Here is a 26,677-nt window from a genome sequence, read left to right as displayed (position 1 = left end):
GGTGTTTCTGACAATGAGCAAACTATTGGAAGTGAAAGATTTAAGGGTCTCATTTAAGACTTACAGTGGTGAAGTTCAGGCTGTAAGAGGGATAGATTTTGATTTGAAAAAAGGTGAGACATTGGCCATCGTGGGTGAATCCGGTTCAGGGAAATCGGTCACCACCAAAGCCATCACCAAACTGTTGCCGGAGCCTCAAGGATATATTAAAACGGGTGAAATCCTGTTTGAAGGTCAGGATATCACCAAGTATTCCAATAAACAAATGCAGAAACTGCGCGGAAGGGATATTTCCACCGTATTTCAGGATCCAATGACCTCCTTGAATCCGACGATGAAAGTTGGCAAACAGATTGCGGAAGGTCTGATCAAGCACCGGAAGATGAGTAAAGCTCAGGCGCGCGAAAAAACGATCGAATTGCTGGAACTTGTCGGAATTCCGCAGGCGGAAAAACGTCTGAACCAATTTCCCCACCAATTTTCCGGAGGGATGCGCCAGCGTGCAGTCGTGGCAATTGCACTTGCCTGCAATCCGAAAATTCTGATCGCGGATGAACCGACAACTGCACTGGACGTAACGATACAGGCACAGATTCTGGAATTGATGAAAGATATTCAGCGTGAAATGGACAGTGCAATTATCTTCATCACACACGATCTTGGTGTCGTGGCGAACGTGGCTGACCGTGTTGCTGTCATGTATGCCGGGAAAATTGTTGAAGTCGGTACAGCGGATGACATTTTCTATAATCCGAAACACCCTTATACCTGGGGGCTTCTAGGCTCGATGCCAACGTTGGACAGTGATGAGGAAGAGTTGTTTGCGATCCCGGGCAGCCCGCCGGATATGCTGAATCCGCCTGAGGGCGATGCGTTTGCACCAAGGAATCGGTTTGCGTTGGAAATCGATACCCAAATGGAACCACCGATGTTCCAGGTATCTGACACGCATTATGCTGCCACATGGCTGCTTCATGAATATGCACCGAAGATCGAACCTCCGGAGTCTGTGCAGCGGCGCATGCAGGGGTTTGCTTCAATGGATGATGGCAAGGATGGTGAAGCATAATGGAAAAAGAAAAAGTTCTGGAAGTGAAAAATCTGCAGAAATTTTTTAAACTCGGTCGTAACAATACCGTTAAAGCGGTCGATGATATTTCATTTGATATTAATAAAGGTGAAACATTCGGTCTTGTCGGCGAATCGGGGTGTGGTAAATCAACAACAGGCCGGACGATTATCCGTCTGCATGAGGCTACTGGCGGCCAAGTGATATTCAATCATGAAAATGTTCATGGCAAGAAATCGAAACAGGACTTGTTGAAGCTGAACCGGAAAATGCAAATGATTTTTCAGGATCCTTCATCATCCCTGAATCCAAAAATGACCGTGATGGACATTGTAGCAGAAGGCATTGATATTCATAAACTGGCAAAGAATGAAAAAGATCGCAAACAGCGGGTGGAAAACCTGCTGGAAACAGTTGGGCTGAACAGAGAGCACGCGACCCGTTTTCCCCACGAATTCAGCGGCGGACAGCGGCAGCGGATCGGCATTGCACGCGCTCTTGCAGTTGAGCCGGAGTTCATTATCGCTGATGAGCCCATATCGGCACTTGACGTATCGATACAGGCCCAAGTTGTCAACCTGCTGAAAAGACTGCAGCGTGATTACGGCCTGACATTCCTGTTTATTGCACACGACCTGTCGATGGTCAAGTATATCAGTGACCGGATCGGCGTCATGTATTTCGGGAATATGGTCGAACTGGCAGAAAGTGATGAGTTATATAAAAACCCCCTTCATCCATATACTAAATCACTGCTGTCGGCCATTCCGCTGCCGGACCCGGATTATGAGCGGAACCGCAGGCGGGTTGCTTATGATCCTGCTGAACACGATACAAACGAAGAACCGGAATTCCGGGAAGTGAAGCCTGGTCACTGGGTGCGCTGCACAACGAAGGAATTTGAAGAATATAAGAAAGAGCTGAAGACTAAATAATCCAGTAGATCCAGCAAAAAAGACCTAAATTGGTGTAAACCAATAGGGTCTTTTTTTATAAATTATTTAAAAATTCACAGGAGATTTAATAAAATGCCTTGTTAGATATTTGGAAATAATATATACTCTAATTACTTAATGTTACAGAAATATTTCATTTGAGCCATTATTTTTTATACCCATAAAGTATTAGGTCATTTTAGGGAAGTTCTGCTTAACAATCAGATAAGACTACAACAATAGGGTGATCATTGTGAATGAAAAGTTACTGGAAATAAAAAATTTAAAAACATCTTTTCGGATTGAGGATCAGTATTATGCGGCGGTGGACGATGTATCACTAACGGTCAACGAGAATGAAGTACTAGCCATTGTAGGTGAATCAGGATGTGGAAAAAGTGCCCTTGCGTTTTCACTAATGAGATTGCACAATCGGGCGAAAATTGAAGGCGATATTTTATTCAAAGGTGATGATGTGACAAATTATTCCGCTGGTCAGGTTAATAAGCTGCGTGGTAATGAAATGAGCATGATTTTTCAAGACCCGCTTACTGCTCTGAACCCGTTAATGAAAATAGGTGATCAGATTGGTGAAGTCTTATTATTACATAAAGGAAAGTTTTCGAATTTAAATCGCAAACAAAAGGCTATTTCCTTATTGGATAAAGTGGGAATTGCGCGGCCGGAGCACGTCTATGAACAATTCCCGCACGAATTATCCGGTGGCATGCGACAGCGTGTTGTCATTGCTATTGCGATAGCAAACGATCCGGAAGTTTTAATAGCTGATGAACCGACAACCGCACTGGATGCAACGATACAGTCTCAAATTCTGGACTTACTGAATGAATTGAAAGAAAATATGAACGCTGGAATTATCCTTATTACGCACGATTTGGGTGTAGTAGCGGAAATGGCTGATCGGGTAGCGGTGATGTATGCCGGACAAATCGTTGAAGTTGCCGATGTGCATGCCTTGTTCGGCATGCCGCAGCATCCTTATACCCGATCATTATTGAGCTCTGTGCCAAACGCTGAATCGGTTGACTCAAAGCTTCATGTCATCCAGGGGATTGTGCCCTCTTTGAAAAATTTGACGCGTGAAGGCTGCCGTTTCCGTTCCAGAATTCCATGGATTGATGAATCAGTACACGAAAAGAGCCCTGAATTGCACGAAATAAGCCCTAACCATTTCGTTCGCTGTACCTGCTATAAAAATTTTTACTTCCCCGATGAGAAAAAGGAGGATAAGCGTCATGGCATTTCTTGAAGTGGAGGACCTCAAAGTTCACTTTCCGGTAAAAGGTGGGATATTCGGCAGGACTGTCGATCATATCCGAGCTGTTGACGGAGTCTCCTTTTCACTTGAGAAAGGTAAAACGTATGGACTTGTTGGTGAATCGGGGTCCGGCAAAACAACTACAGGCCGTGCCATCATCGGGCTGAACAGGGCTACCGCGGGAAAGATAACCTACAACGGTCATGACATAACAAATTTAAAGAAAGCGGATTTGGATGTACGGAAAGAAATTCAAATGATTTTCCAAGATCCATACTCTTCACTCAATCCGAAAAAACGCGTGTTGGATATTATTGCTGAACCATTGCGAAACTATGAAAAATTATCGAAACAAGAAGAGAAAAAGCGTGTGTTGGAATTATTGGAATTGGTCGGATTAAGCTCGGAAAGCATTACGAAATATCCGCACCAGTTCTCCGGGGGGCAGCGGCAACGGATAGGGGTTGCCAGAGCCATCGCTTTAAAACCAAAGCTCATTATCGCTGATGAGCCGGTGTCTGCATTGGACGTATCTGTTCAGGCACAGGTTCTGAATTTCATGGAAGACATCCAGGAAGCGTTGGGGCTAACGTATATTTTCATTGGTCATGACCTTGGTGTTATCAGGCATATGTGCGATGATATCGGTATCATGTATAAAGGCAGATACGTTGAGGAAGGTACTGTAGATGATATTTTTGATAACCCTCAGCATATTTATACAAAGCGGCTTGTAGCGGCAATACCTGATATTAATCCGGAGAACCGCAGAGAACAGATTTATTATCGCCAGGAAGTACAAAAGGAATATGAGCAGTCATACGATGATTATTTTGGTGATGACGGGTTGGCTTACGGTTTAAAGCCTATATCTGAAACACATCTGGTAGCACTTCCGGAGAAAGGTTGAATCATATGTGGAAATTTTCGGTACGTAGAATGCTAATCATAATCCCACAATTATTGCTGTTGAGTTTACTTGTTTTTTTAATGGCACAGGCCATGCCGGGTGACGCGCTAACAGGCCAAATAAATCCCGACCTTGATCCACAGGAAATGCAGGAACAACGGGAAGAACTGGGGCTTAATGATCCCTGGCACATAAAATATGCTGACTGGATTACCAGTGCAGTACGAGGCGATCTTGGTCAGTCATTCCAGTTTAAAATGCCCGCTTCAGAGTTGATCTGGAATCGAATGGTTAATTCTTTTTGGCTCGGGGTGGCGACATTAATTATTACATATTTGCTTGCTATTCCATTGGGGATTACGAGCGGAAGGTTTAACGATTCCTTGTTGGATAGTTCAATTACCGGTTATACGTACATCGGATTTGCGACACCAATCTTTATATTCGCGTTAGTTATGTTATGGATTTTTGGCTATCAACTCGGGTGGTTCCCGACAAGTGGAAGTGTTGCCCCTGGTTCTGATCCCGGAACTTTTGAATATATTGTGAGCAAGATAAACCACTTATTGCTTCCTGCAATTTCTTTGGGACTGATTACGACAGTCAACACAGTTCAGTACCTGCGCAGTGAAATTATTGATACGAAGCAGAAAGACTTCATTATAACGGCTAGGGCAAAAGGTGCTTCTGAATCAAGAGTCTATAATCGCCATATTTTCCGGAATTCATTATTGCCGATTGCTGCATTCTTCGGTTTTGAAATCACTGGATTGATTGGCGGAACGGTGTTTGTCGAGCGAATTTTCGGCTATCCGGGAATGGGTGATTTATTTATCCAATCTGTTTTATTACGTGATTACACCGTTGTAACATCGGTTGTTCTGCTATTTGGTCTGGCTTCGATTCTAGGGGCTTTGATATCCGATATTATATTAAGTCTCGTAGATCCGCGCATTCGAATTAAATAGGAATTCGACAGACTTTGAGGTGATTGAAAATGGAAAAGAAAAACGAACAAGAATACACAGAACAGTCCGGGCAGACTTCTAAAGCAAACGAGGATGGACTGAGCATTCTAGGACGGGAACTTATACGGGATAAAGTAGCATTAATATCCTTAATCCTTTTAATAGTAGTCGTTGCGATCGTATATGGGACGTCAATCATTATGGATAAGGATGAAATCGTCAAGGTAGATTTATTTGCTATACATGAACCGCCATCTGATGAATTTATCCTTGGTACTGATTATGGCGGACGCGATATTTTCGGACAATTGATTATTGGGACGCGAAATTCACTTTCAGTTGCCTTCCTCGTTACATTGATGACTGGATTAATCGGTGTGATTTATGGCCTGGTTTCCGGTTATTATGGCGGACATGTTGATAATGCTATGATGCGGATTTTGGATTTCTTTTTGATACTACCTTTTATAATGGTTGTTATTGTCTTTGTTTCAATTGTACCTAAATATAGTGTTGTTTCATTTTCACTGATTATGACGGCATTTCTGTGGATGGGAATTGCCAGACTGATTCGTTCAAAAGCGCTGCAGGAAAGGGAACTCGATTATGCTCAGGCTTCCAAAACACTTGGTTCGTCTAATATTAAAATCATGTTTAAGCAAGTTCTGCCTAATTTAAGTTCACTGATTATCGTAACGATGACATTAAATCTGGCAGCGAATATTGGGCTGGAATCAGGACTTTCCTTTCTGGGATTTGGTTTTCCTGAAAGTACACCGAGTTTGGGTACACTTGTCAGTTATGCCACAAACCCGACAACATTAGAAGATAGATGGTGGATCTGGGTCCCGGCATCAGTCATGATCTTTGTATTAATGCTTGCTGTCAACAATGTCGGGCAAGCGCTTAAGCGCGCAACTGACGCAAGACAAAGAAGGGGTTAATTCTTAAGGGAGGTGAGGCTCATATAAATAGATGCAGCCGTGGTAAATGCTGTTACTTGCATCAATGGTGCCATTCGATATTGATGTTGAGTATCCAACAGTCAGCCATACAAACGTAAGGCTGAAAAATTACAAACTACAAGGGGAGGGTCTATTGGATGAGAAGGTCTCTTTTAACAAAGGGTTTATTTGCACTGTTTCTAATGCTGCTGCTGACACTGGCAGCTTGCAGTGGTGGGTCGGATGATAGTGAAAGTGACTCATCTGATTCTGGTGAAGGAACAGATGAGGAACAAGAAGGTGGAGAGGCGGAGGCCTCAGAAGACAAACTGTATTCGATTGAAGATTTTAGTCCTTCAGCCTCGAATGAGGGCGAACCTATTGATGGCGGTTCAATAACATATGGCCTTGTATCAGATACTTCTTTTGAAGGAACATTGAACTGGAACTTCTATGATGGTGATCCTGATTCACAAGTCCTTAAATGGTTCGATGAGGGATTATTAACGTATGACGAAAACTATACGATGACAAATGACGGCGCTGCAACCTATGAAGTGAGTGATGACAACCGGACATTCACGTTTACCATTAAAGATGGGGTTAACTGGCATGATGGCGAACCAGTTACAGCTGAAGACTGGGCGTTTGCACATGAAGTAATTGGACACCCGGATTATGAAGGCCCTCGTTATAGTGCAAGTTTCCAAAATATCGAGGGGATGGATGCTTACCATAATGGTGAGGCGGATTCCATATCGGGAATTGAAGTTGTCGATGAAAAAACCCTGAAAGTCACATACAAAAAAGCAACACCATCACTGTTAACCGGTGGTGTTTGGATCTATCCAATGGCAAAGCATATTTTTGGGGACATGAAGGTGTCTGAAATGGTTGAATCAGACGCAGTTAGAAAGAACCCGATTGGATTTGGCCCTTATAAAGTGGAAAGTATTGTTCCTGGTGAGTCTGTTGTATTGAAGAAAAATGAAGACTACTGGCGCGGCGAACCAAGATTGGACGAAGTTGTGATAAAAGTCATCAATCCAAATACGGTTGTTCAGGCATTGGAAAGTGGCAAAGTTGATCTTGTGAGTAGTTTCCCGACAGACCAGTATCCGGATAATGCTGATTTATCAAACGTTGAATATCTTGGAAAGATTGATCTCGCCTATACCTATATTGGCTTCAAATTAGGTACATGGGATAAGGAAAACAAGGAAATCAAACCTGACCCGGATGCCAAAATGGCCAATAAAAATCTGCGCCAGGCAATGTGGCATGCGGTAGATAATAAATCCGTCGGCGAGAAGTTCTATAATGGACTGCGCTGGAACGCGACAACTTTGATTCCGCCATCACATCCAGCCTACCATGATGAAGACAATCCCGGCCGTGAATATGATCCGGAAAAAGCAAAACAGCTGCTGGATGAAGCAGGCTATGTCGACACGAATGATGACGGCATCCGTGAAGACCCGGACGGTGAGGAATTAACCATTAACTTTGCCTCGATGTCAGGCGGCGACGTGGCTGAGCCAATCGCCAATTATTATATCCAGGCATGGGAACAAGTTGGGCTTAACGTTGAGCTGTTAAATGGCCGCTTGTTGGAATTTAACACATTCTACGATAAAGTTGGTCAAAGCGGAAATGATGACCCGAAAGTTGACATCTACCAAGGTGCATGGAGTGTCGGCTATGATGTTGACCCAACTGGACTTTATGGACGCGAAGCACTGTTTAATTTCTCCCGCTATGGAAGCGAGGAAAATGATGAACTTCTGGCAGAAGGTGTATCTGAAAAAGCATTTGATCAGGAAGTACGCCAGGAAGTCTACAATGAATGGCAGGAATTAATGGTTGATGAAGTACCCGTATTCCCAACTTTGTACCGTTCATTGATCGTTCCGGTTAACAATCGTATCGTCAATTATGATTTGTATGCTGATGACATGTCAACGGGTGATACGTACCTGTATGAACTTGGCGTGACACAGGAAGAACCGGTGACAGCTGAATAAACCATATGGAATAGAAGAGGGGCGCTTTGGCGGCCCTCTTCATTTTGAGTACGTGACTCATTAGCTATCATATTATTCTGTCATGCATTAAGGATTTTGATATATTTAAGCAACATGACATTACCTTTTGAAATAAATCTATTAAAATTGTAATATTTCTTCGGTAGTTTGGTAATCCTTGTAACAGACTCTTAATTGAGTTGTAACTGCACTGCCTATGAGCCTGTGATATGATGGGCAATGCAGAATTTAAAGGAGGGGACTACCTATGAAGAAATTGGTAGCTTCGATTGCTACTGGTGTCATGATTGCTGGCGCTACAATAACCACTGCTTCTGCAGCAGAACACGAAGTCGAAAAAGGGGACAACCTTTGGGGCATCGCAAAGGAATATGATACAACCGTAGATGAACTCGTTGAAATAAACGATCTGAATACAACAACGATTCAGCCAAAACAGACACTCTTTATAAATGACATATACAAAGTTCAGAAAGGTGATACATTGACAGGTATCAGTAATGACTATGATGTGTCGATAGAGGATTTGAAAGAGTGGAATAATCTTAAATCGGACATCCTTTCGATTGGCCAGGAACTGGAGATTCAAGGGGTGAATGTTGACCAGGATGAGACTGAGACAACATCATCTGAAGAAACATCCAATCAATCCGATGACTCGGAACAGTCAGCTGAACCGGCACAAACGACAGCTGATAACAATGAAAACACCAATCAGGAATCATCCCAGGATAATTCGGAAGGCAAAACCGTCACTGTAACGGCAACAGCCTATACCGCTGATTGCGCCGGCTGCTCAGGTGTTACGTCAACCGGCATTGACCTGAATGCCAATCCGGACAAAAAAGTCATTGCGGTTGATCCAAATGTGATTCCGCTGGGTTCAGAAGTTTATGTTGAAGGTTATGGACGTGCAATTGCAGCAGATGTCGGTGGTGCTATTAATGGTGACAAAATCGATGTCCATGTTCCTTCAGAAGATGAAGCACATGAATGGGGCGTCCGCACAGTTGACGTCACCATCGTTGAATAGAATAAGTCAGCAATAACAGGGGGAGCATCAATTAGGATGCTCCCCTTTACTGTACAATTATTGAATTGTCATGGCTATCTTCTTCTTCAACAACATCGTCTGTATCCATGCTTGTCTGAGCAAAACCAATTATGCCAAAACTGACGATCATCACAATAAACAGTGTCATTAAAATTTGCCTCATCTGTGCTTCCTCTCTTTTGTCCTATTTCTAAGTCAATTATATTAAAGTAGAGAAGAATATACCATAGATTTGGACAGGTAAATATTACTATATTGTGAAAAGTGCGTGTGATTCTCACAAATCAAATACCAAATCATAATGTCATATGTTAAACTCGATAATGGAACCTGATATTTTTTAAATTAAGAGTTAAATGAAGCGTTTACATAGAAGGGGGAGCCATAACATGACGAGCAAAGTATTGCAATCGTTTTTGAGGGAGAATATTTCAGATTTAAAAGCACGCGGGCTCTATAACGAAATTGACCCTGTCCAGGGCGCCAATGGTCCGGTTATTAACATTGATAGTCAAGAGCTGATTAATCTGTCGTCGAATAACTATCTGGGACTTGCAACGGACAGCCGTCTGAAGGAAGTCGCCAAGGAAGCAGTTGATTCACATGGGGTCGGTGCAGGAGCTGTCCGAACGATTAATGGCACGCTCGACTTGCACCTAGAGCTTGAAAAGAAACTGGCAGCATTCAAAGGAACGGAAGCGGTCATCTCCTATCAGTCCGGCTTTAATTGTAATATGGCGGCTATTTCTGCGGTAATGGATAAAAACGATGCGATTCTTTCCGACGAGTTGAACCATGCGTCCATTATCGACGGTTGCCGCTTGTCGCGGGCGAAGATTATCCGTTTTAATCACTCGGATATGGATGACTTGCGGGCAAAAGCGAAGGAAGCAACGGAATCGGGCGACTATAACAAAGTGATGGTTATTACGGATGGCGTCTTTTCCATGGACGGGGATATTGCTAAACTCCCGGGAATTGTGGAGATTGCCGAAGAATTTGACCTGATCACCTATGTTGATGATGCGCATGGTTCTGGTGTGCTTGGCAAAGGTGCCGGCACGGTGAAACACTTCGGACTGCAAAAAAGAATAGACTTCCAGATGGGAACGTTATCCAAAGCCATCGGCGTGATCGGTGGCTATGTTGCCGGGAAAGCTGAACTGATTGACTGGCTGAAAGTGCGCTCACGACCATTTCTTTTCTCAACAGCGGTTTCGCCGGCAGACGCAGTTGCAAGCACAAAGGCGGTCGAGCTGTTGATGGCGTCGACGGACTTGAATGAAAAACTGTGGGAGAACAGCGACTATTTGAAAGACGGTCTGAAAAAACTTGGATTTGATATCGGCGAAAGTGAAACGCCAATCACCCCTTGTATTCTGGGCGATGAAAAAGATACGCAAGCATTCAGCAAGCGGCTATATGAAGAAGGCGTCTACGCGAAATCGATCGTTTTCCCGACCGTACCAAGAGGCAAAGGCCGTGTCCGCAACATGCCGACAGCAGCCCATACGAAGGAAATGTTGGATGAGGCACTCAAAGCCTATGAAAAAATCGGCAAGGAACTGGGCCTTATTTAGATTTGACGGTGATCACGACTTCATGAAGGACATACTTAATGGATGGATTTGCTGGGGGAATGGACGATGAAAAAAATTCTGGTGACAGGTGCAATGGGACAAATCGGCTCAGAGCTGGTCAGAAAGCTACGGGAGACTTACGGGACTTCTAACGTTATTGGGTCTGATCTCTGGAAAAAAGAAGAAGTGGAAGGACCATTTGAAATCGTCGATGTGACCGATGGAAAAGCCATATACGAGACAGCTAAAAAGCATCAAGTGGATACCATCATGCACCTGGCTGCTTTGTTATCGGCCAAGGCGGAGTCTGCCCCACAACTGGCGTGGAACTTGAACATGGGTGGACTGATGAATGCTCTTGAAACAGCCAGGGAGCTTGACTTGCAGTTTTTTACCCCGAGTTCGATTGGAGCATTCGGGCCGACAACACCAAAAAAGAAAACGCCACAGGAAACGATTATGCGCCCGACTACGATGTATGGCGTTAATAAAGTGGCCGGCGAATTACTGTGTGATTATTATTACAGCCGTTATGGCGTGGATACGCGGGGCGTCCGCTATCCTGGCCTGATTTCCTATCTGACACCACCGGGCGGGGGGACGACTGATTATGCTGTGGAGATATTTTATGAGGCGGTGAGGGCTAAACAATATACGTCATACATTGCTGAAGGGACATATATGGACATGATGTACATGCCGGACGCCCTGAATGCGATTATCAAACTGATGGAGGCCGACCCCGGCAGGCTGGTGCACCGCAACGCGTATAATATTTCAGCCATATCGGTGGCACCGGAGGACTTTGCGCGTGCCATTCGCAAACATATTCCGGCGTTTGAGCTGAATTATGACGTTGACCCCGTCCGACAGCAAATCGCCGAAAGCTGGCCGGATAACCTCGATTCATCAGTAGCGGAAGCAGAATGGGGCTTCGAAGCGGCATATGATATTGACCGCATGACGGCGGATATGCTCGGGAAGCTTCGGGTGGAATAACACGGAGGGGGTTAAGTTAATCAGCCCCCTCTCATTTCATTGGAATCTCCTTGGATAGATTGCCGAAGAGATAAATGCTACACCGCACCGGCCCGAAATCGAGCGAGCTACACCACAAGTCGAGCGAGCTGCACCCAATTGCGGTCCAGTCAGCTGAAAAATCAATCGAATCAACAAAAAATCGATCGAGTTATACACCCGATCGATTAGCTTTATCCCGCATACATCGCCTCAACTTTCTCCTGCAGTTTTTTATCCGCAATATAATCATCATAGCTCATTTCTTTATCGACAATTCCCTGCGGTGTGATTTCGATCAGCCGGTTGGCAATCGTCTGGATGAATTCGTGGTCGTGGGAGGTGAATAACACCGATCCCTTAAACCGCTTGAGTCCATTGTTCAGCGATGTGATCGATTCCAAATCAAGGTGATTGGTCGGTTCATCCAGGATCAGCACGTTGGCGCCGGAGAGCATCATTTTTGACAGCATGCAGCGGACGCGTTCGCCACCGGACAGGACGTTTGCTTTTTTCAGTGCTTGATCGCCTGAGAACAGCATTCTCCCCAGGAATCCGCGCAGGAACGTTTCTGTTTCATCCTCGGGTGAATATTGCCGGAGCCAGTCAACGAGTGGGAGATCATTCCCGTCAAAATAGGCTGCATTATCCCGCGGGAAATACGATTGCGATGTCGTGACACCCCACTTATAGGTGCCAGCGTCCGGTTCCATATTGCCCATCAGAATCTCAAACAAGGTCGTCTTGGCCAGCTCACTTTTACCGACAAAGGCAACTTTATCATCCTTGTTTATGGTGAAGCTGACATTGTCCAGCACTTTTTCGCCGTTGATGGTTTTGGTCAGCCCTTCCACAAACAGCAGGTCATTGCCGATTTCCCGGTCCGGTGTAAAGGCAATATACGGATATTTCCGCGATGACGGTTTGATGTCATCCAGTGTGATGCTGTCGAGCAGTTTTTTTCGGGAAGTGGCCTGCTTGGATTTCGACGCGTTTGCACTGAACCGCTCGATGAATGATTTCAGATCCTTAATTTTTTCTTCTTTCTTTTTATTTTCTTCCTGCGCCATTTTCTTTGCCAGTTGGCTGGATTCATACCAGAAGTCATAGTTACCGACATAAATTTCAATTTTGCCGTAGTCAACATCGGCAATGTGTGTGCATACCTTATTTAAAAAGTGGCGGTCATGAGAAACAACGATCACGGTGTTTTCAAAATTGATCAGAAACTCTTCCAGCCACTGAATGGCGTGAATGTCCAAACCATTAGTCGGTTCGTCCAGAAGCAAAATATCCGGGTTTCCAAAAAGTGCTTGTGCAAGCAATACTTTGACTTTCTGGTCTTCGGGCAATTCCGCCATTTTTGCTGAATGGAGGGATTCGCCAATACCGAGTCCCTTCAGTAGAACGGCTGCGTCGGACTCCGCCTCCCAGCCGTTCATTTCAGCAAATTCACCTTCGAGTTCAGCAGCGCGCATGCCATCTTCTTCGGAAAAATCAGGCTTCATATAAATCGCGTCTTTTTCCTGTTTGACAGCATATAAACGTTCATGACCCATCAGGACGGTTTCCAACACGTTATAATCTTCAAAGGCAAAATGCTCCTGCTTCAATACAGCCATCCGTTCACCAGGGGATGTGGCAATTGTGCCGGACTGTGGTTCGACATCACCTGACAGGATTTTTAGAAAGGTGGATTTGCCGGCACCATTTGCACCAATGACGCCGTAACAATTGCCAGGCGTGAATTTGAGGTTCACATCTTCGAATAATTTTTTATCAGCATATCGTAAACTCACATTATTAACCGTTATCATTCATTAACGTCCTCCAATTAATAGAATCACCGTTAGCTTAAGGGATTTGAACCTTTTCGTCAACGTAAATGGGTTCAGTGGCGGCAATCATTTGGTAAAATTCAAAAAGGACTATTTTTTTTAAGTCATTTATGCAACAATAAAAGAAACTTCATTCAGCGGTGCAGCATGATGGGGACCATAACAAACGCCGGCGCCATGACAGAGGGGGAGGATTATGGAAGGGAAGACCGCCTATTTTCTTTTTACCGATACGGGTACATACTTGAGCCGTCTGATTAACTTTGTGACTAAACAGCCGTTAAACCATGTTTCGATTGGATTTGATCCGGAACTGAAGGAAGTTTGCAGTTTTGGCCGGAAGCGGCCGCGTAATCCGTTTATCGGCGGTTTTGTCAAAGAAGATATCCGGAGCGATTTTCTTCGTAGTTCCGACTGTGCCATTTACACATTCAAACTGACAGAAGAAGAATGTGCCCGGGTGAAGGAACGGATTGCGGAAATCGAACTACGGAAACGGAACTATAAATATAATTTTCTCGGATTGTTCGGTGTCCTGCTTCAGGTTGAATTGAACCGTGATGATGCGTTATTTTGTTCGCAGTTTGTCGCCACCGTCCTCAGCGATGTCAAGTCCATCCGCTTTTATAAACCAGTCTGTTTCGTAACACCTGCCGATATCCGCAATCATAAAGGCATGGAACTCGTCTATCAGGGACGACTGGAAGACTACCAACCGGCAAGAGAAGAACAGCGAACAACGGCAAAAGGGGCAAAGGGGTCATTCGTCTATATACTGACTGAAAAAGTGAAAAGGCTAGTCATCAGATGAACTGAAAGCCAAGGGGGGTTTTTATGGAACGGGGGAGCAATTACCGCCTGTTGCAATTAAAGGAAATCTTATTTAACGAAACGGACGAGTATCATGATATCGGAATCAATGAATTAATTGAAAAACTTCGCTTAGCAGCCGGCGATGTGAGATTTGATAAACGGACGGTCAAGCGGGACCTGCAGACACTTGATGATATGGATTTTGAAATAGTCAACAACCAGGGGCGCTATGGCAAAACATTGTACAGCCATCAGGCACGGCTGTTTGAAACCTACCAGCTGCGGCTGATTATCGACGCGATTTTATCCGCACGTTTTATCACCACGAATGAAAAAGAAAAGCTGATTAAAAAGGTCAAAAATCTGACGAGCCACCATATCGCCAAAACCTTGCCGGAGCCTATTGTATTCAGCCAGTCTGCCAATATCGACTATGAACGCGTGAAGCTTAACATCGACAGTGTGCATCGGGCCATTTCAGATGGAAAAGTCCTGACATATCAGTACGGCAAATTTAATGTAAAAAAGGAATTTGTCTACCACCGGGACGGCAGCCGCTACCATGTGGAACCCTATGCACTGATCTGGCAAAATGATTACTACTATCTGATTGGCGTGTTTCAGGATACGAATGAAATACGGCACTACCGGCTTGACCGGATCCGTGATATTGCTGTGAGTGAGGAAACGTTCAAAAAGAAAGACTTCAATTTGCAGGAGTATGTCAATCAAAGTTTCCATATGTTTGCCGGTGAAGAAATGCGGATTAAAATTCGTTTCCACAATAGTCTGGTGAATGTCGTGCTGGACCGGTTTGGACAGGATGCGGATATCCGGGCGCTGGACGATGCGCACTTTGTCTTATCAACGAAAGCAAAGCTGTCAGACGGGCTGATCAACTGGATTCTGACATGGGGGAACCGTGCGAAAGTACTCTCACCGGAGCATCTGGTGGAGCGGATTAGAGAGCAAATCCGGCAGATGAACGACGTGTATGCACACGATTAGGCCAGACTGTTTTCAAAACTAAAAGGAATCAGTACAGTCAGTCTGCTTCCTTTTAGTCTCTCAGCTCAATCCCCAATGTTTCATAGGGGACTTCAATATTAAATGACAGATTGTTCGCTTCCAGGTCAAAGCTTTTGACACTGACGTGGAAGTTGCTTCGGATATTCATATCGGTGACGGCTACATAAATTTCCTCATTTGCCGGGTCAACCGTTACCCATTCCGGCATGGGCAGGTATTGTTTTAAGTATTCCATAATCTTTTTGTTCGGCAATGCCAGCTGCCCGATTGAAATGGATTCCTGTTTCAGGACGACATCCCCGTTTTCCTGCACGAGCGGCTCCAAATGAACGGATACCGGCACCGTTGATGAAAAAACAGGAAGTTCCCCGATCAATTTGACATCCTCATCCAACGAAACACTGTACTGATGGTCACTTCCCGCCGCAAATTTATCAATATAGGCATTGACCAGTTCATTGACGTTTTGTTTCGTAGTCCGGACCGTAAACTCCGAACTGCGCTGTGTATTCTCTTCTGTTGGTGCAGGCGTCTCTGTTTCGGATACCGGCCAGAAGATCAGCGCCAGGATGCATACGACGGTCAGCACATTCATACCGAGGAGGAAGATAAACAGGCGCTTCCATTTATTTCGTTTTATTTTATGTCTCGGCATCGCATTTGCCCCCTACTGATCTGTTAAATAATCCAACACTCGTCTGGCAAACAGCTGATATCCCCGATGGCTCGGATGAAAATGATCCTCCGCAAATAATTCCTCTTCTCCGTCTGCGAACAGATCCGCTGTCGGTATAAATGTTGCGTTATCATACTGCTGGGTCACACCCCGGCTCGTTTCATTCCAGTCCGCTACAATTTTACTCAGTTCCTTTATGTCCGGGAAATAATGAATAAAAGGATTATAGATTCCTACCAAATAAATATCCGCATTATGATTCAAATCGTTTAGTTTATCGAAAATTTGCCTTAACTGATCTTCGTACGTTTTTTCTGCCGGTGTGAAATCGTTCATCTTCAGGCTGGTAAAGTTTTCTTTCACAACCTGCATAATATCATTCGCCCCAATCGTTATCAGGATCATGTCGGCTTTTTCGATGGACTGTGCCACTTCCGGGTTATCGAGTCGCTTCAGAAGCTGAGCGGAGCGATGGCCGCGCTTACCGTAATTATCAAATGACACCAGCTGCCGGTTTTTGTTGATCGTTTGATCCAAAATGCCAACATAACCGCCCTTCACAACATGGTCCCCGACTCCCTGGGTTAGTGAATCGCCAAGTGCTGTAATGTTTGATTCCCGATTGTTAAAAAAGTCAGCCGTTCGCTGGACAGCTTCATTGAACATTTCCTGCAGTTGTAGTGCGGATTCTCCGGTTGCCTCCGGTGAAGACGGGTCTTCCTCCTGAGGGGGGTCTTGCTGTTCAATGGTGGTGTCTTCAGGCTCCGCTCCCTCTTGCTTTGTCGTGCTGTTGATTGCATTCTCAAAGGGGCTTTCCGGCTGTTCGAAAATAAAAAAGATGGTTATGCCTATCAGCAGTATGCCCAAAAAGATGAGCATGTATCGTTTCTTCATATTCTCACACCTATTGTCGTTTTCTTATGGTGCCGACAGGAGTTATCATATAAATAAAGTAGCTTAGCTTCAAGTGCAAGCTTTTCCTGTATATTCATTATATCATGTTGATGCTTGGCTCATCCCCATTAAACGTCATATTTAAACGTGAAAAATTCGCCTTCAAATGAAGACGAATTTTTCGATAGCCGTTTATCGCGGTCAATGTATGATCATGAATGTGCCAATTCCTTACGGCTGCCATTTCTTCGGATCCGGTCAGCTTCCTCATACGCATCTTTTCCGGAAATAACCGTGATTCCAGCGCCCTGTGCGTGTTGCAGTGCTGGGTCGGCTTCCTCGGGATTCTCCGCCCATACTATACGCGTGCCAGTTTCGTTTAACTGCTCAGTTATTCCCGCAGGCAGTATACTGTCATACGTCAAAATGGCATCAATAGTCAATGGAACGCTGGTTAATTGAGCAAACGACGGGCTGTTTAAAATCTCACGGTCAGATGAACCGATTGGAACAATTTGAAATCCCAGTTTCTGCAAGTTTTTAGCACTTTGATAAATTTGACTGTCCGGTGAATCCAATCCAAACACGGCGATGGCTTTTTGACGTATACCGCCATTTTTCCTGTCGAATGGCGAAGCGAGCAGCCAATTGATGGCATCGTACTCGGTCGGCACAATCGTTGGCGCTTCTCCGGTTGCTTTGGCTATGGCCTGGTCCAGGTCAGCTAGCGTGTCCTTGGTTGACTCCAGCCCGATGGACAGCCGGACCAATTCTTCGGTGACACCACTCTTTTTCAGATCTTCGGCCCCCAGCTGTTGGTGGGTGGTGGATGCCGGATGAATGATCAGTGACTTCGCATCCCCAACGTTGGCAACGTGTGACCAAAGGCTAATACTATCAATTAATTGCCGTCCCGCTTCACGTCCGCCTTTAATGCCGAATGTGATGATGGAGCCGTAACCGCTTTGCAGATATTTATTAGCCAGTTCGTGGGAAGGGTGGTCTTTTAAGCCTGGGTAGTTCACCCAATCGACGGCTGGATGGTTTTCCAGATAATTTGCGACCACTTCAGCGTTCTGGTTATGGCGTTCAACCCTTAAGTGTAATGTTTCCAGTCCTTGTAGCAGCAGGAACGCATTTTGCGGGCTCAAGCAGGCACCGATATCACGGAGGAGCTGAACGCGCAACTTGGTGGCAAAAGCGGCTGGTCCCACATCAACATACTTGAGGCCATTATAGCTTTCATCCGGTTCGCTAAACCCTGGGAATTTGCCATTGCCCCAGTTGAAGCGTCCGCCGTCAATAACGACGCCTGCAATGGCTGTACCGTGGCCACCGATCCATTTGGTGGCTGAGTGGACAACAATATCAGCTCCCCAGGCTAATGGTTTGGTGCCATAAGGTGTTGCAAACGTATTGTCAATGATGAGCGGGATATCATGGTCATGGGCAATCCCGGCAAGTGCCTCCAGATCCAACACATTCAAGCTTGGATTGGTGATGACTTCACCGAATATCGCTTTCGTTTTATCCGTAATGGCATTTTCGACACGTTCAAGGTCGGTACCGTCGACAAGTTTGACATCAATCCCGTATCGAGGCAACGTGTTGGCGAATAAGTTGTAAGTGCCGCCGTACAGGTTGCTATCGGCAATAATTTCGTCGCCGCTCGCGGCAATATTTAAAATGGATAAGGTGATGGCCGACATGCCGGATGCAGTGGCAACAGCTGCAACACCATCCTCGAGCAGGGCCATACGTTGCTCAAAGGCATCAAGGGTCGGGTTCATGATGCGAGAGTAAATATTACCCGGCTCCGTCAGCCCGAACAGATTCTGAGCGTGTTCGGTATCCCGGAACACGTAGGAAGTCGTCTGATAGATTGGCACAGCACGTGATCCTGTTGTCGGATCCGGTTCCTGGCCTCCGTGAAGCAATTGTGTTTCCTGACTTGGCAAATAAAAATCAGTCATGAAAAATTCCTCCTTTAAGAAATGAATGATAGAATTCTGAGTCGAAGCGCCCTGGAGAAGGGTGAAAATAAAAACCCTCTTCATAAGAGAAGAGGGTTGTTTATGTAACCGGTCCTCCTCTTATCTTCCAGACTACCTGATCTGTAGGATTTAGCACCTTTCAAGGCAAGTTGAACTGCCTCAATGGTTGCCGGGCTTCACAGGGCCTAATCCCTCCACCGCTCTTGATAAGAGTTGCAATTGTTATTAATTTAATGAACATTATACACGTTTTAGTCCGTACGTCAAGATGTTTTTTGACTTTTTCCCCGACGGCGTCTTGGCTTTTGGTTGGCAGAAGTCATGTAAATAATAAGTGCCATCCAAATCAGTCCAAATGACAGCAGATGTGCTGCAGAGAACGTCTCGCCATAGACAAACACACCAAGAATCAGCATGATGGTCGGGGCGATATATTGCAAGAATCCCACCATTGATAATGGAATCTGCTTAGCCCCGGTTGCAAAGAGCAGTAGTGGGATAGCCGTCGCAACTCCGGCTCCAACCAGTAATGGTCCGGATGCGGTGAACATGACCTCTGTTTTGATGGAGCTGTCCGGAATGACAAACAGATAAATCAGGGCAATGGGTGTGACAATCATCGTTTCAATAGTCAAGCCGAACATGGGACTGATGCTCACAGTTTTTTTCAAAAGGCCGTAGATGGCAAAGGTAAATGCCAGCGCCAGTGAGATCCATGGGAAAACGCCGTAACTGATGGTAAGATTGACGACGCCGACAGCAGCCAGAATGAAAGAAAATAGCTGCTGTTTGGTTAATGTTTCCTTTAACACGATCATGCCCAGCAGAATACTAACAAGCGGATTAATATAATAGCCAAGGCTTGACTGGATAACATGGTCATGATTGACAGCCCAAATGAAGGTGAGCCAGTTTAGGCTGATAACGATGGAAGCAAGCGTTATACCGATCAATTGCTTCCTGTTTTTGAGTATTCGTTTGCATTCTTCAATAAACGGCTGCCATTTTCGCACAGCCACAACGATAATGATCATAAAGATGAACGACCAAAGAATGCGATGTGCAAGTATTTCACCGGGTGGCGTGTCTTTAAGAAACTTCCAGTAAATGGGCAAAAACCCCCACAACAAGTAAGCCGCAGCTGCGTATAAAATTCCTGTTTTGTATTCCTGATTCATAAAAAGTCTCCCTTTTGCAGTTGTTGGTTTTTGACCAAGTGTGTTATCAGTACAGGTAAAATCGATCGAACAATGGGTTTGGGTTAAGTTGTCACAATTCAGCATCCAATGTTGACGCACCTTGGCATCTGACAATTGAATCAGAAAAGCGTGCCAATTCTGTTGAATAACCGGTCCTGAATTCTTAATCGATGCTGATCCTGGGGTAAAAATCCAATTGATAGTCCACTCGTGTAAATAAAACAAGTTTAGAATGTGACGTACAAAAAAGCAATCAGTCTGCACAGCAGTTTCAATAGAAAACGCTTTCAAAAGTGAGGGAAATGCAATAAGATAGTAGTATATGAGTTTTATAAAAACATTGGCAATAAGTGAAAAATCCAGAAGGGGGATGAAGCCTGATGAAAACTCATACACGGTTTGAGACCTCGGCTATTCATGATGGCTATGATCCGGCAGATCTGCTTGGAAGTCTTGCCACGCCGCTTTTTCAGACATCCACGTTTACATTTGAAACCGCAGAGCAGGGGGAACGCCGTTTTGCCGGTGAGGAAAACGGCTATATGTATTCGAGACTTGGCAACCCAACCGTCACGGTTCTGGAGGAAAAAATGGCTGCGCTGGAAAAAGGTGAGCGGGGGCTTGCCTTTGCATCCGGGATGGCGGCCGTTTCAGCTATTCTGGTTGCGTTGACGAAAGCAAACGATCATATCGTATGTTCCTCAGGTTTATATGGTTGTACATTCGGTTTAATCAATATGATGCAAGACAAGTACAATATTGATCATGATTTTTCCACGATGGAAACAAAAGCGTCTGTGCGAGCCCTCATCAGACCGGAAACTACATGTATTTATGTTGAAACGCCAATCAACCCGACAATGAAGCTGATTGACCTGAAAATGGTAGCGGAAGTCGCCCATGAACATGACATCCCGGTCGTGGTCGATAACACGTTTGCTTCGCCATACCTGCAACGTCCACTAGAACTCGGCTGTGATGTCGTCGTGCACAGTGCGACCAAATATATTGGCGGACACGGGGATGTGATTGCCGGGGTTGCTGTCGGGAAAAAGGATTTTTTGGATGAGGTACAAATGACGACGCTGAAAGATATGGGCGGCATCATGTCACCGCTCGATGCGTGGCTTCTGATCAGAGGTTTGAAAACACTGCCGCTGCGAGTGGATCGTCACTGTGATAACGCTGAAAAAGTTTACGATCAATTGCGCAAGCATCCGAACGTATCCCGCGTTCTTTACCCGAATGATAGTAATCACCCGGATTATCATATCCGTCAAAAGCAAATGAAGCGCGGTGGTGGTCTTCTGTCCTTTGAGATAAACGGAACAAAAAAGGATGCCCAAAAAATGCTGAACCATCTCAGGCTCATTAAAATTGCTGTCAGCCTGGGTGACGCTGAGACATTAATTCAGCATCCGGCAACGATGACACATGCGGTCGTTCCAGAAGCATCCCGGCTGGAGATGGGGATAACCGATCAGCTCATCCGTCTGTCGGTCGGGCTGGAGGAATGGGAGGATATTTGGCAAGACTTGGAGCAGGCGCTCGACCAGCTTTAATCATGGCCGCTGATCATGCAGCTAAGGCTACCGGCAGTTGTTTTGGCATTGACCGGCCTGCCCGTCTGGATAACACCGCCCTAATTGGCATCATGAAATATCAACACACCTGTCTCCTCTCCAGAACAGGTGTGTTTACTTTTTTCCGAAAACGGGCACTTGGTTAATGCAATACCGTTCCCGATTTCCAGACAGGAAGTGCTTCTAAACGCCCGAATGGCCATTGGAAGCAGCTGAAACGTCGTATAGAGCGCTTCTAAACGCCCGAATAGCCATTGAAAGCAGCTGAAACGTCGTATAGAGCGCTTCTAAACGCCCAAATGGCCATTGGAAGCAGCCGAAACGTTGTATAGAGCACATCCTGCTCCTTCCATGTGTTATCCTGCAATGTAAGCGAATCAATGCGGTTCAGGATGCTGCCATCTTTTTCATACGTTTGATAGGCAAATGCCCGGCTTGATTCTGCAAACCAATCTAAAAACGAATTAACGCACAAAGGAACAAAGTATGCTATGATAAGTGACATGGCATGTTCTTGTAAGGAGATGTTTTGTTCGTGAGCTTCTGGTCAATACTTTTGGGATTCATTCTTTTATTTAATATTGCGCTGGCATTTACCATCATTTTTCTGGAGCGGAAAGATGCCTCTGCAACATGGGCCTGGCTGATGGTATTGCTTTTCTTGCCTGTGGCTGGGTTTATTTTGTACTTAATTTTCGGGAGGCGGATTAGCGGACAGCACATTTTTACCTGGGATACGAAATCCAAATTGGGTGTTAAATTTGCTGTACAGGAACAATTACGGGCGCTGGAAGACGATACATTCCATTATAAAAATAAGGATTTGGCCGAATATAAAGATCTGTATTATTTGCATCTGCGCAATGATGACGCTATTTTGACGCAGGACAACAGTGTGGACATTTTCACAGACGGGCGGGAAAAGTTTACGGCGCTCTTACGGGATATGGAAGAAGCGTTAGATCATATTCATTTATTATATTACATCCTCCGCCATGACCGGCTGGGTGAACGAATGGCAGACGTTTTAATTCGAAAAGCCGGGCAAGGTGTAGAGGTGCGGGTTTTATTTGATGATATGGGATCAAGGAAAATTAGTAGAAAGTTTCTCCATCGTCTGCGGAAAGCGGGTGTTGAAATTGAATCATTTTTTCCACCAAAGATTCCGAAAGTCAATTTCAAGATTAATTACCGCAACCATCGGAAGTTAGCCATCATTGACGGTAAAACCGGCTATATCGGCGGTTTTAATATAGGTGATGAATATCTTGGCTATAATAAAAAGCTTGGGTATTGGCGTGATACCCACTTGCGTATTTGCGGTGATGCAGTGGCCCATATGCAAACCAGGTTTATTCTCGACTGGAATCAGGCATCACGGAACGATATCGTGTATCATGAACGGTATTACGCCTATGAGAAATGCGGCGATGTCGGTGTGCAAATTGTATCAAGCGGCCCGGATTCCGACTGGGAGCAGATTAAGAATGGCTATATTAAGATGATCATGTCGGCAAAGGAATATGTGTACATCCAGACACCTTATTTCATCCCGGACGACAGTCTGCAGGATGCACTGCGGATTGCTGCGTTATCAGGCATCGATGTGAAAGTTATGATTCCCAATAAGCCAGATCACCCATTTGTCTACTGGGCAACGTTATCCTATATCGGTGATTTGCTGAAAGCAGGGGCACAGGTTTATATTTATCAGCGTGGCTTTCTGCATGCGAAAACCATTATCGTCGATGGAAAAATTGTTTCAGTCGGCACAGCCAATATTGATGTACGCAGTTTTCGTCTGAACTTTGAAGTGAATGCATTTATGTATAACCAGAGATTATCGGAAAGGCTATTGGATGCGTTTAAAAATGATATTGCCCATTCCACCCAAATGACCCAAAAGTTATATCGGGAACGTTCGATAGGTGTGCGTTTTAAAGAGTCGATTTCACGACTGATTTCGCCGATCTTATAAGTTTGTTTCGTGTTTAAAAAGGAGCATGAAAAGGATTGGGCGGTCCACCACCCCCAACGCCTGCGCTAGCGCGTCAACGTTCAAGGCGTTTTTTACCGGACTTTTTGAATAACCTCTATAAAGGGTAAAACAGAGTATAATGGGGAAAATGCCAGTATAACCATGAAATGGAGGAACTAATATGGATATGAAACCTTGCAGAAATTCGCTGGTAGTTAAAACCTCCCATGTGCTGCCGCCGGATACCAATAATCACGGGACGCTGTTCGGGGGCAAGCTGATGGCACATATTGATGATGTTGCGGCTATTGCGGCTGTGAGACATGCCAGAAAGCCGGTGGTAACGGCTTCAACGGATTCGGTTGATTTTCTGGAGCCTGTCAAAGAAGGTGACTCCATCTGCGTTGAGGCGTTTGTCACGTGGGCTCATCATACCTCCATGGAAGTCTTCGTCAAAGCTGTGACCGAGAACCTGTTGACCGGCGAACGCAAGATATGCGCGACAGCTTTTTCAACCTTTGTTGCGCTTGATGAGGAGGGGAAGCCGACCTCTGTTCCGCAGGTGTATCCTGTGTCGGATCAGGAGAAGCAATTGCACGAATCAGCGCCTGAACGGGCAACCCAGCGAAAAAAACGACGGGGACATTCCAAAGAGATGGCTGCAACGTTTGGCACCGATTATCCTTGGAATGGTACGCATTAAGGGACATGCCCCTCAGGTCTGAGCGGGGGCTGTTGAAGCTGCCTGTGAGACGAAATGAAGATTAAATGAATTTTCCATCTTGCATTAGTGCTGGAAAATGCTTACGATAAAGGTATGATACTTCTTGAGGTGATTACATGAGGATTGATTTTTCCGCCGAAAGTCACCATAACAGAGGCATGGTTTAACCGCCATTGCCTCTTTTTTTGTGCACTTTAATCGAGTAACGCAATAATATGGAGGTGTGGTATGGTTATTTTAACGGGTGAAACGCTGACACTTGATGAGGTGAAGCGGATTGTTATGGATAGGGAATCCGCGGAGTTGTCAAAGGGAACGGAAAACACGGTTTCGAAAAGCAGGGAAACGGTGGAAGCTATGGTTAGCGAAAAGGAAACGGTGTACGGCATCAATACAGGATTCGGGAAGTTTAGTGATGTGATCATTGACGAGGCAGATTTGGAAACGCTGCAGCTGAATCTGATTCATTCCCATGCGTGTGGTGTTGGCGAGCCATTTTCAGAAACCATCAGCCGGACGATGCTTCTGCTGCGTGCCAATGCACTTATAAGAGGGCATTCTGGTGTCCGGCCGATATTGATCAGGCAAATGCTTGCGTTACTCAACGCGGGAATTCATCCGGTTGTGCCGCAGCAGGGATCATTGGGGGCCAGCGGGGATCTCGCACCACTGGCTCACCTCGCACTGCCACTCTTAGGGGAGGGGGATGTCTTTTATCAAGGTAAGCCATTAGCAGCCTCGGATGCGCTTCGTGATGCATCGATTGAGCCGGTCACACTGCAAGCAAAGGAAGGACTGGCACTGATCAACGGGACACAGGCGATGACAGCAGTCGGTGTTGTCACGTGTCTGGAAATGGAAAGACTCCTGAATCAGAGCGAACAGATTGCGTCTATGACATTAGAGGGATTGCATGGCATTATTGACGCTTTTGCTCCTGATGTCCATCGGCTGCGTGGACATCAGGAACAAGTCGATGTGGCCGCACGTATCCGTAGCTTATTACAAGATAGCCGCCTTACGACAAGACAAGGTGAAAAACGGGTGCAGGATGCCTATTCATTAAGATGCATACCGCAAGTGTTGGGAGCGTCATGGCAGACGTTAAACTATGTAAGGGAGAAACTGGAGATAGAGATTAACGCCGTCACAGACAATCCGCTTATTTTCCCGGAAACGAATCAAGCGATTTCCGGTGGCAACTTTCACGGCGAACCGATTGCATTGGCGATGGACTTTTTAAAGCTGGGAATTGCGGAGACGGCCAATATTGCCGAACGTCGAATTGAGCGGTTGGTGAACCCGCAGCTGAACGATTTGCCGCCTTTCCTCAGCCCGAATCCCGGTCTGGAGTCCGGCGCCATGATCATGCAATACACTGCTGCATCACTCGTGTCGGAAAATAAAACACTGGCACACCCGGCAAGCGTTGACTCGATCCCATCATCGGCAAACCAGGAAGACCATGTCAGCATGGGGACCATTGCTGCCAGGCATGCACACACGATGCTCGGCAATGCACGCCGTGTTGTTGCGATTGAACTGATTTGTGCCATGCAGGCGGTGACGCACCGGGGGGTTGATCAAATGGCTTCACAGACTCGGGAACTTTATAAGCATGCCCGGAAGATGGTTCCATCCATTTCAGCGGACAGGATTTTTGCAAGGGATATAGAGGCGATGGAAAATTGGTTGATGCGCTATTCAGTAGGATGATGTGCCCCCACTGGATATCCGTTATCGAATTGGACAACAAGCGAAAGCACAGGCAATAAAAAAGAGCCCAATCGCCAGGCTCTCCTGTCATGCATTTGTGTTTTTAGCCGTTTCAGAAGGTACCCAGTCATTGGCCCATTTTTGAATCTCCTGAATAACCGGTTCCAAAGCTTTACCTTTTTCAGATAAGATGTACTCAATTCGTACTGGAAATTCGGAGTATATATTGCGTTCAACAATGCCTTCTTTTTCCAGCATTTTCAGTCGATCAGAGAGCAACCGTCCACTTATCGGCAAATCTGTTTCCATCTCGGTAAAACGTTTGGCACCATGCAGCAGTTCGAACAGTATTAAGCCAACCCAGCGTTTACTGATGATCCCCATTGCTCCTTCAAAGCGCGGACATAAATCAGCCATCATCATCACCTCTCT

The 26,677-nt window shown here is 45.4% G+C and carries 25 protein-coding genes and 1 riboswitch; of the genes, 17 read left to right on the top strand and 8 right to left on the bottom strand.

Features of this window, described 5'->3' with window-relative positions:
• The first annotated feature begins 13 nt into the window (after positions 1–13).
• From E4U82_RS07255 to E4U82_RS07220, 8 genes are all read left to right on the top strand, one after another.
• Positions 14–1,069 carry an ABC transporter ATP-binding protein gene (locus tag E4U82_RS07255; protein ID WP_135109539.1) on the top strand — a complete coding sequence of 352 codons (1,056 nt, stop codon included), beginning with the start codon at positions 14–16 and terminating at the stop codon, positions 1,067–1,069.
• A complete protein-coding gene (locus E4U82_RS07250) occupies positions 1,069–2,004 on the top strand; it encodes an ABC transporter ATP-binding protein (protein ID WP_135109538.1) in 936 nt (311 codons plus the stop codon). The genes E4U82_RS07255 and E4U82_RS07250 overlap by 1 nt, the downstream gene beginning before the upstream one ends.
• 253 nt (positions 2,005–2,257) lie before the next feature.
• Positions 2,258–3,274, top strand: a complete 1,017-nt coding sequence (locus E4U82_RS07245) for an ABC transporter ATP-binding protein (protein WP_135109537.1) — start codon at positions 2,258–2,260, stop codon at positions 3,272–3,274.
• Complete coding sequence (locus E4U82_RS07240) at positions 3,261–4,193, top strand: ABC transporter ATP-binding protein (protein ID WP_135109536.1); 933 nt, start codon at positions 3,261–3,263, stop codon at positions 4,191–4,193. Before E4U82_RS07245 ends, E4U82_RS07240 begins: the two co-directional genes overlap by 14 nt.
• Positions 4,194–4,198: 5 nt before the next feature.
• The gene (opp4B, locus tag E4U82_RS07235) at positions 4,199–5,161 is read left to right on the top strand and encodes an oligopeptide ABC transporter permease (protein WP_135109535.1); all 963 of its coding nucleotides are present in this window, start codon (positions 4,199–4,201) and stop codon (positions 5,159–5,161) included.
• A 29-nt stretch (positions 5,162–5,190) separates the two neighbouring features.
• A complete protein-coding gene (locus tag E4U82_RS07230; RefSeq protein WP_135109534.1) occupies positions 5,191–6,105 on the top strand; it encodes an ABC transporter permease in 915 nt (304 codons plus the stop codon).
• A 158-nt stretch (positions 6,106–6,263) separates the two neighbouring features.
• Positions 6,264–8,129 (top strand): oligopeptide ABC transporter substrate-binding protein, encoded by a 1,866-nt coding sequence (opp4A, locus tag E4U82_RS07225; RefSeq protein WP_135109533.1) that lies wholly within the window; start codon positions 6,264–6,266, stop codon positions 8,127–8,129.
• Between the two features lie 268 nt (positions 8,130–8,397).
• Positions 8,398–9,183 carry a 3D domain-containing protein gene (locus E4U82_RS07220; protein ID WP_135109532.1) on the top strand — a complete coding sequence of 262 codons (786 nt, stop codon included), beginning with the start codon at positions 8,398–8,400 and terminating at the stop codon, positions 9,181–9,183.
• Positions 9,184–9,229: 46 nt separating this feature from the next.
• Here E4U82_RS07220 and E4U82_RS19830 read toward each other — a convergent pair whose 3' ends face one another.
• The gene (locus E4U82_RS19830) at positions 9,230–9,367 is read right to left on the bottom strand and encodes a hypothetical protein (RefSeq protein WP_167751353.1); all 138 of its coding nucleotides are present in this window, start codon (positions 9,365–9,367) and stop codon (positions 9,230–9,232) included.
• Positions 9,368–9,593: 226 nt separating this feature from the next.
• Between E4U82_RS19830 and E4U82_RS07215 the strand changes: the two genes are divergently transcribed.
• Both E4U82_RS07215 and E4U82_RS07210 read left to right on the top strand, forming a co-directional pair.
• Entirely contained in the window at positions 9,594–10,784 is a 1,191-nt protein-coding gene (locus E4U82_RS07215; RefSeq protein ID WP_135109531.1) for a glycine C-acetyltransferase, read from the top strand.
• A 66-nt stretch (positions 10,785–10,850) separates the two neighbouring features.
• Entirely contained in the window at positions 10,851–11,783 is a 933-nt protein-coding gene (locus E4U82_RS07210; protein ID WP_135109530.1) for an L-threonine 3-dehydrogenase, read from the top strand.
• Between the two features lie 212 nt (positions 11,784–11,995).
• Here E4U82_RS07210 and E4U82_RS07205 read toward each other — a convergent pair whose 3' ends face one another.
• A complete protein-coding gene (locus E4U82_RS07205; RefSeq protein ID WP_135109529.1) occupies positions 11,996–13,618 on the bottom strand; it encodes an ABC-F family ATP-binding cassette domain-containing protein in 1,623 nt (540 codons plus the stop codon).
• Positions 13,619–13,835: 217 nt separating this feature from the next.
• On the opposite strand from E4U82_RS07205, the gene E4U82_RS07200 reads away from it, so the two are divergent.
• Positions 13,836–14,450 (top strand): hypothetical protein, encoded by a 615-nt coding sequence (locus E4U82_RS07200; RefSeq protein WP_135109528.1) that lies wholly within the window; start codon positions 13,836–13,838, stop codon positions 14,448–14,450.
• A gap of 23 nt (positions 14,451–14,473) precedes the next feature.
• Positions 14,474–15,460: a helix-turn-helix transcriptional regulator gene (locus E4U82_RS07195; RefSeq protein WP_135109527.1), complete on the top strand. Its 987-nt coding sequence runs from the start codon at positions 14,474–14,476 to the stop codon at positions 15,458–15,460.
• Positions 15,461–15,512: 52 nt separating this feature from the next.
• Here E4U82_RS07195 and E4U82_RS07190 read toward each other — a convergent pair whose 3' ends face one another.
• The 4 genes from E4U82_RS07190 to rarD all read right to left on the bottom strand — a co-directional run bounded on the left by E4U82_RS07190 (position 15,513) and on the right by rarD (position 20,223).
• On the bottom strand, positions 15,513–16,136 hold the full coding sequence (locus E4U82_RS07190; RefSeq protein ID WP_135109526.1) for a YpmS family protein: 624 nt from the start codon (positions 16,134–16,136) through the stop codon (positions 15,513–15,515).
• 12 nt (positions 16,137–16,148) lie between these two features.
• Positions 16,149–17,051: an SGNH/GDSL hydrolase family protein gene (locus E4U82_RS07185; protein WP_135109525.1), complete on the bottom strand. Its 903-nt coding sequence runs from the start codon at positions 17,049–17,051 to the stop codon at positions 16,149–16,151.
• A 212-nt stretch (positions 17,052–17,263) separates the two neighbouring features.
• Positions 17,264–19,024: a PLP-dependent aspartate aminotransferase family protein gene (locus E4U82_RS07180; RefSeq protein WP_135109524.1), complete on the bottom strand. Its 1,761-nt coding sequence runs from the start codon at positions 19,022–19,024 to the stop codon at positions 17,264–17,266.
• Between the two features lie 117 nt (positions 19,025–19,141).
• Positions 19,142–19,258, bottom strand: a riboswitch (SAM riboswitch).
• A 50-nt stretch (positions 19,259–19,308) separates the two neighbouring features.
• Positions 19,309–20,223, bottom strand: a complete 915-nt coding sequence (rarD, locus tag E4U82_RS07175; RefSeq protein WP_135109523.1) for an EamA family transporter RarD — start codon at positions 20,221–20,223, stop codon at positions 19,309–19,311.
• A gap of 401 nt (positions 20,224–20,624) precedes the next feature.
• Between rarD and megL the strand changes: the two genes are divergently transcribed.
• A complete protein-coding gene (gene megL / locus E4U82_RS07170) occupies positions 20,625–21,806 on the top strand; it encodes a methionine gamma-lyase (protein WP_425339508.1) in 1,182 nt (393 codons plus the stop codon).
• Complete coding sequence (locus tag E4U82_RS07165; RefSeq protein WP_135109521.1) at positions 21,770–21,973, top strand: hypothetical protein; 204 nt, start codon at positions 21,770–21,772, stop codon at positions 21,971–21,973. Before megL ends, E4U82_RS07165 begins: the two co-directional genes overlap by 37 nt.
• Before the next feature lie 89 nt (positions 21,974–22,062).
• Here the strand turns inward: E4U82_RS07165 and E4U82_RS07160 are convergent, their stop codons facing one another.
• On the bottom strand, positions 22,063–22,332 hold the full coding sequence (locus E4U82_RS07160) for a hypothetical protein (RefSeq protein ID WP_135109520.1): 270 nt from the start codon (positions 22,330–22,332) through the stop codon (positions 22,063–22,065).
• A gap of 30 nt (positions 22,333–22,362) precedes the next feature.
• Here E4U82_RS07160 and cls point away from each other — a divergent pair, with 30 nt between their 5' ends.
• From cls to hutH, 3 genes are all read left to right on the top strand, one after another.
• Positions 22,363–23,805: a cardiolipin synthase gene (gene cls / locus E4U82_RS07155; protein ID WP_135109519.1), complete on the top strand. Its 1,443-nt coding sequence runs from the start codon at positions 22,363–22,365 to the stop codon at positions 23,803–23,805.
• A 181-nt stretch (positions 23,806–23,986) separates the two neighbouring features.
• Positions 23,987–24,508 (top strand): acyl-CoA thioesterase, encoded by a 522-nt coding sequence (locus tag E4U82_RS07150; protein ID WP_135109518.1) that lies wholly within the window; start codon positions 23,987–23,989, stop codon positions 24,506–24,508.
• A gap of 249 nt (positions 24,509–24,757) precedes the next feature.
• On the top strand, positions 24,758–26,245 hold the full coding sequence (gene hutH / locus E4U82_RS07145) for a histidine ammonia-lyase (protein WP_135109517.1): 1,488 nt from the start codon (positions 24,758–24,760) through the stop codon (positions 26,243–26,245).
• Between the two features lie 87 nt (positions 26,246–26,332).
• Here hutH and E4U82_RS07140 read toward each other — a convergent pair whose 3' ends face one another.
• Positions 26,333–26,662: a winged helix-turn-helix transcriptional regulator gene (locus E4U82_RS07140; protein ID WP_135109516.1), complete on the bottom strand. Its 330-nt coding sequence runs from the start codon at positions 26,660–26,662 to the stop codon at positions 26,333–26,335.
• Positions 26,663–26,677: the final 15 nt, after the last annotated feature.

Origin of the sequence: Lentibacillus salicampi, assembly GCF_004565465.1 — a bacterium.
Classification (GTDB): Bacteria; Bacillota; Bacilli; order Bacillales; family Amphibacillaceae; genus Lentibacillus; species Lentibacillus salicampi.
This window is presented reverse-complemented; position numbering and strand designations above follow the sequence as displayed.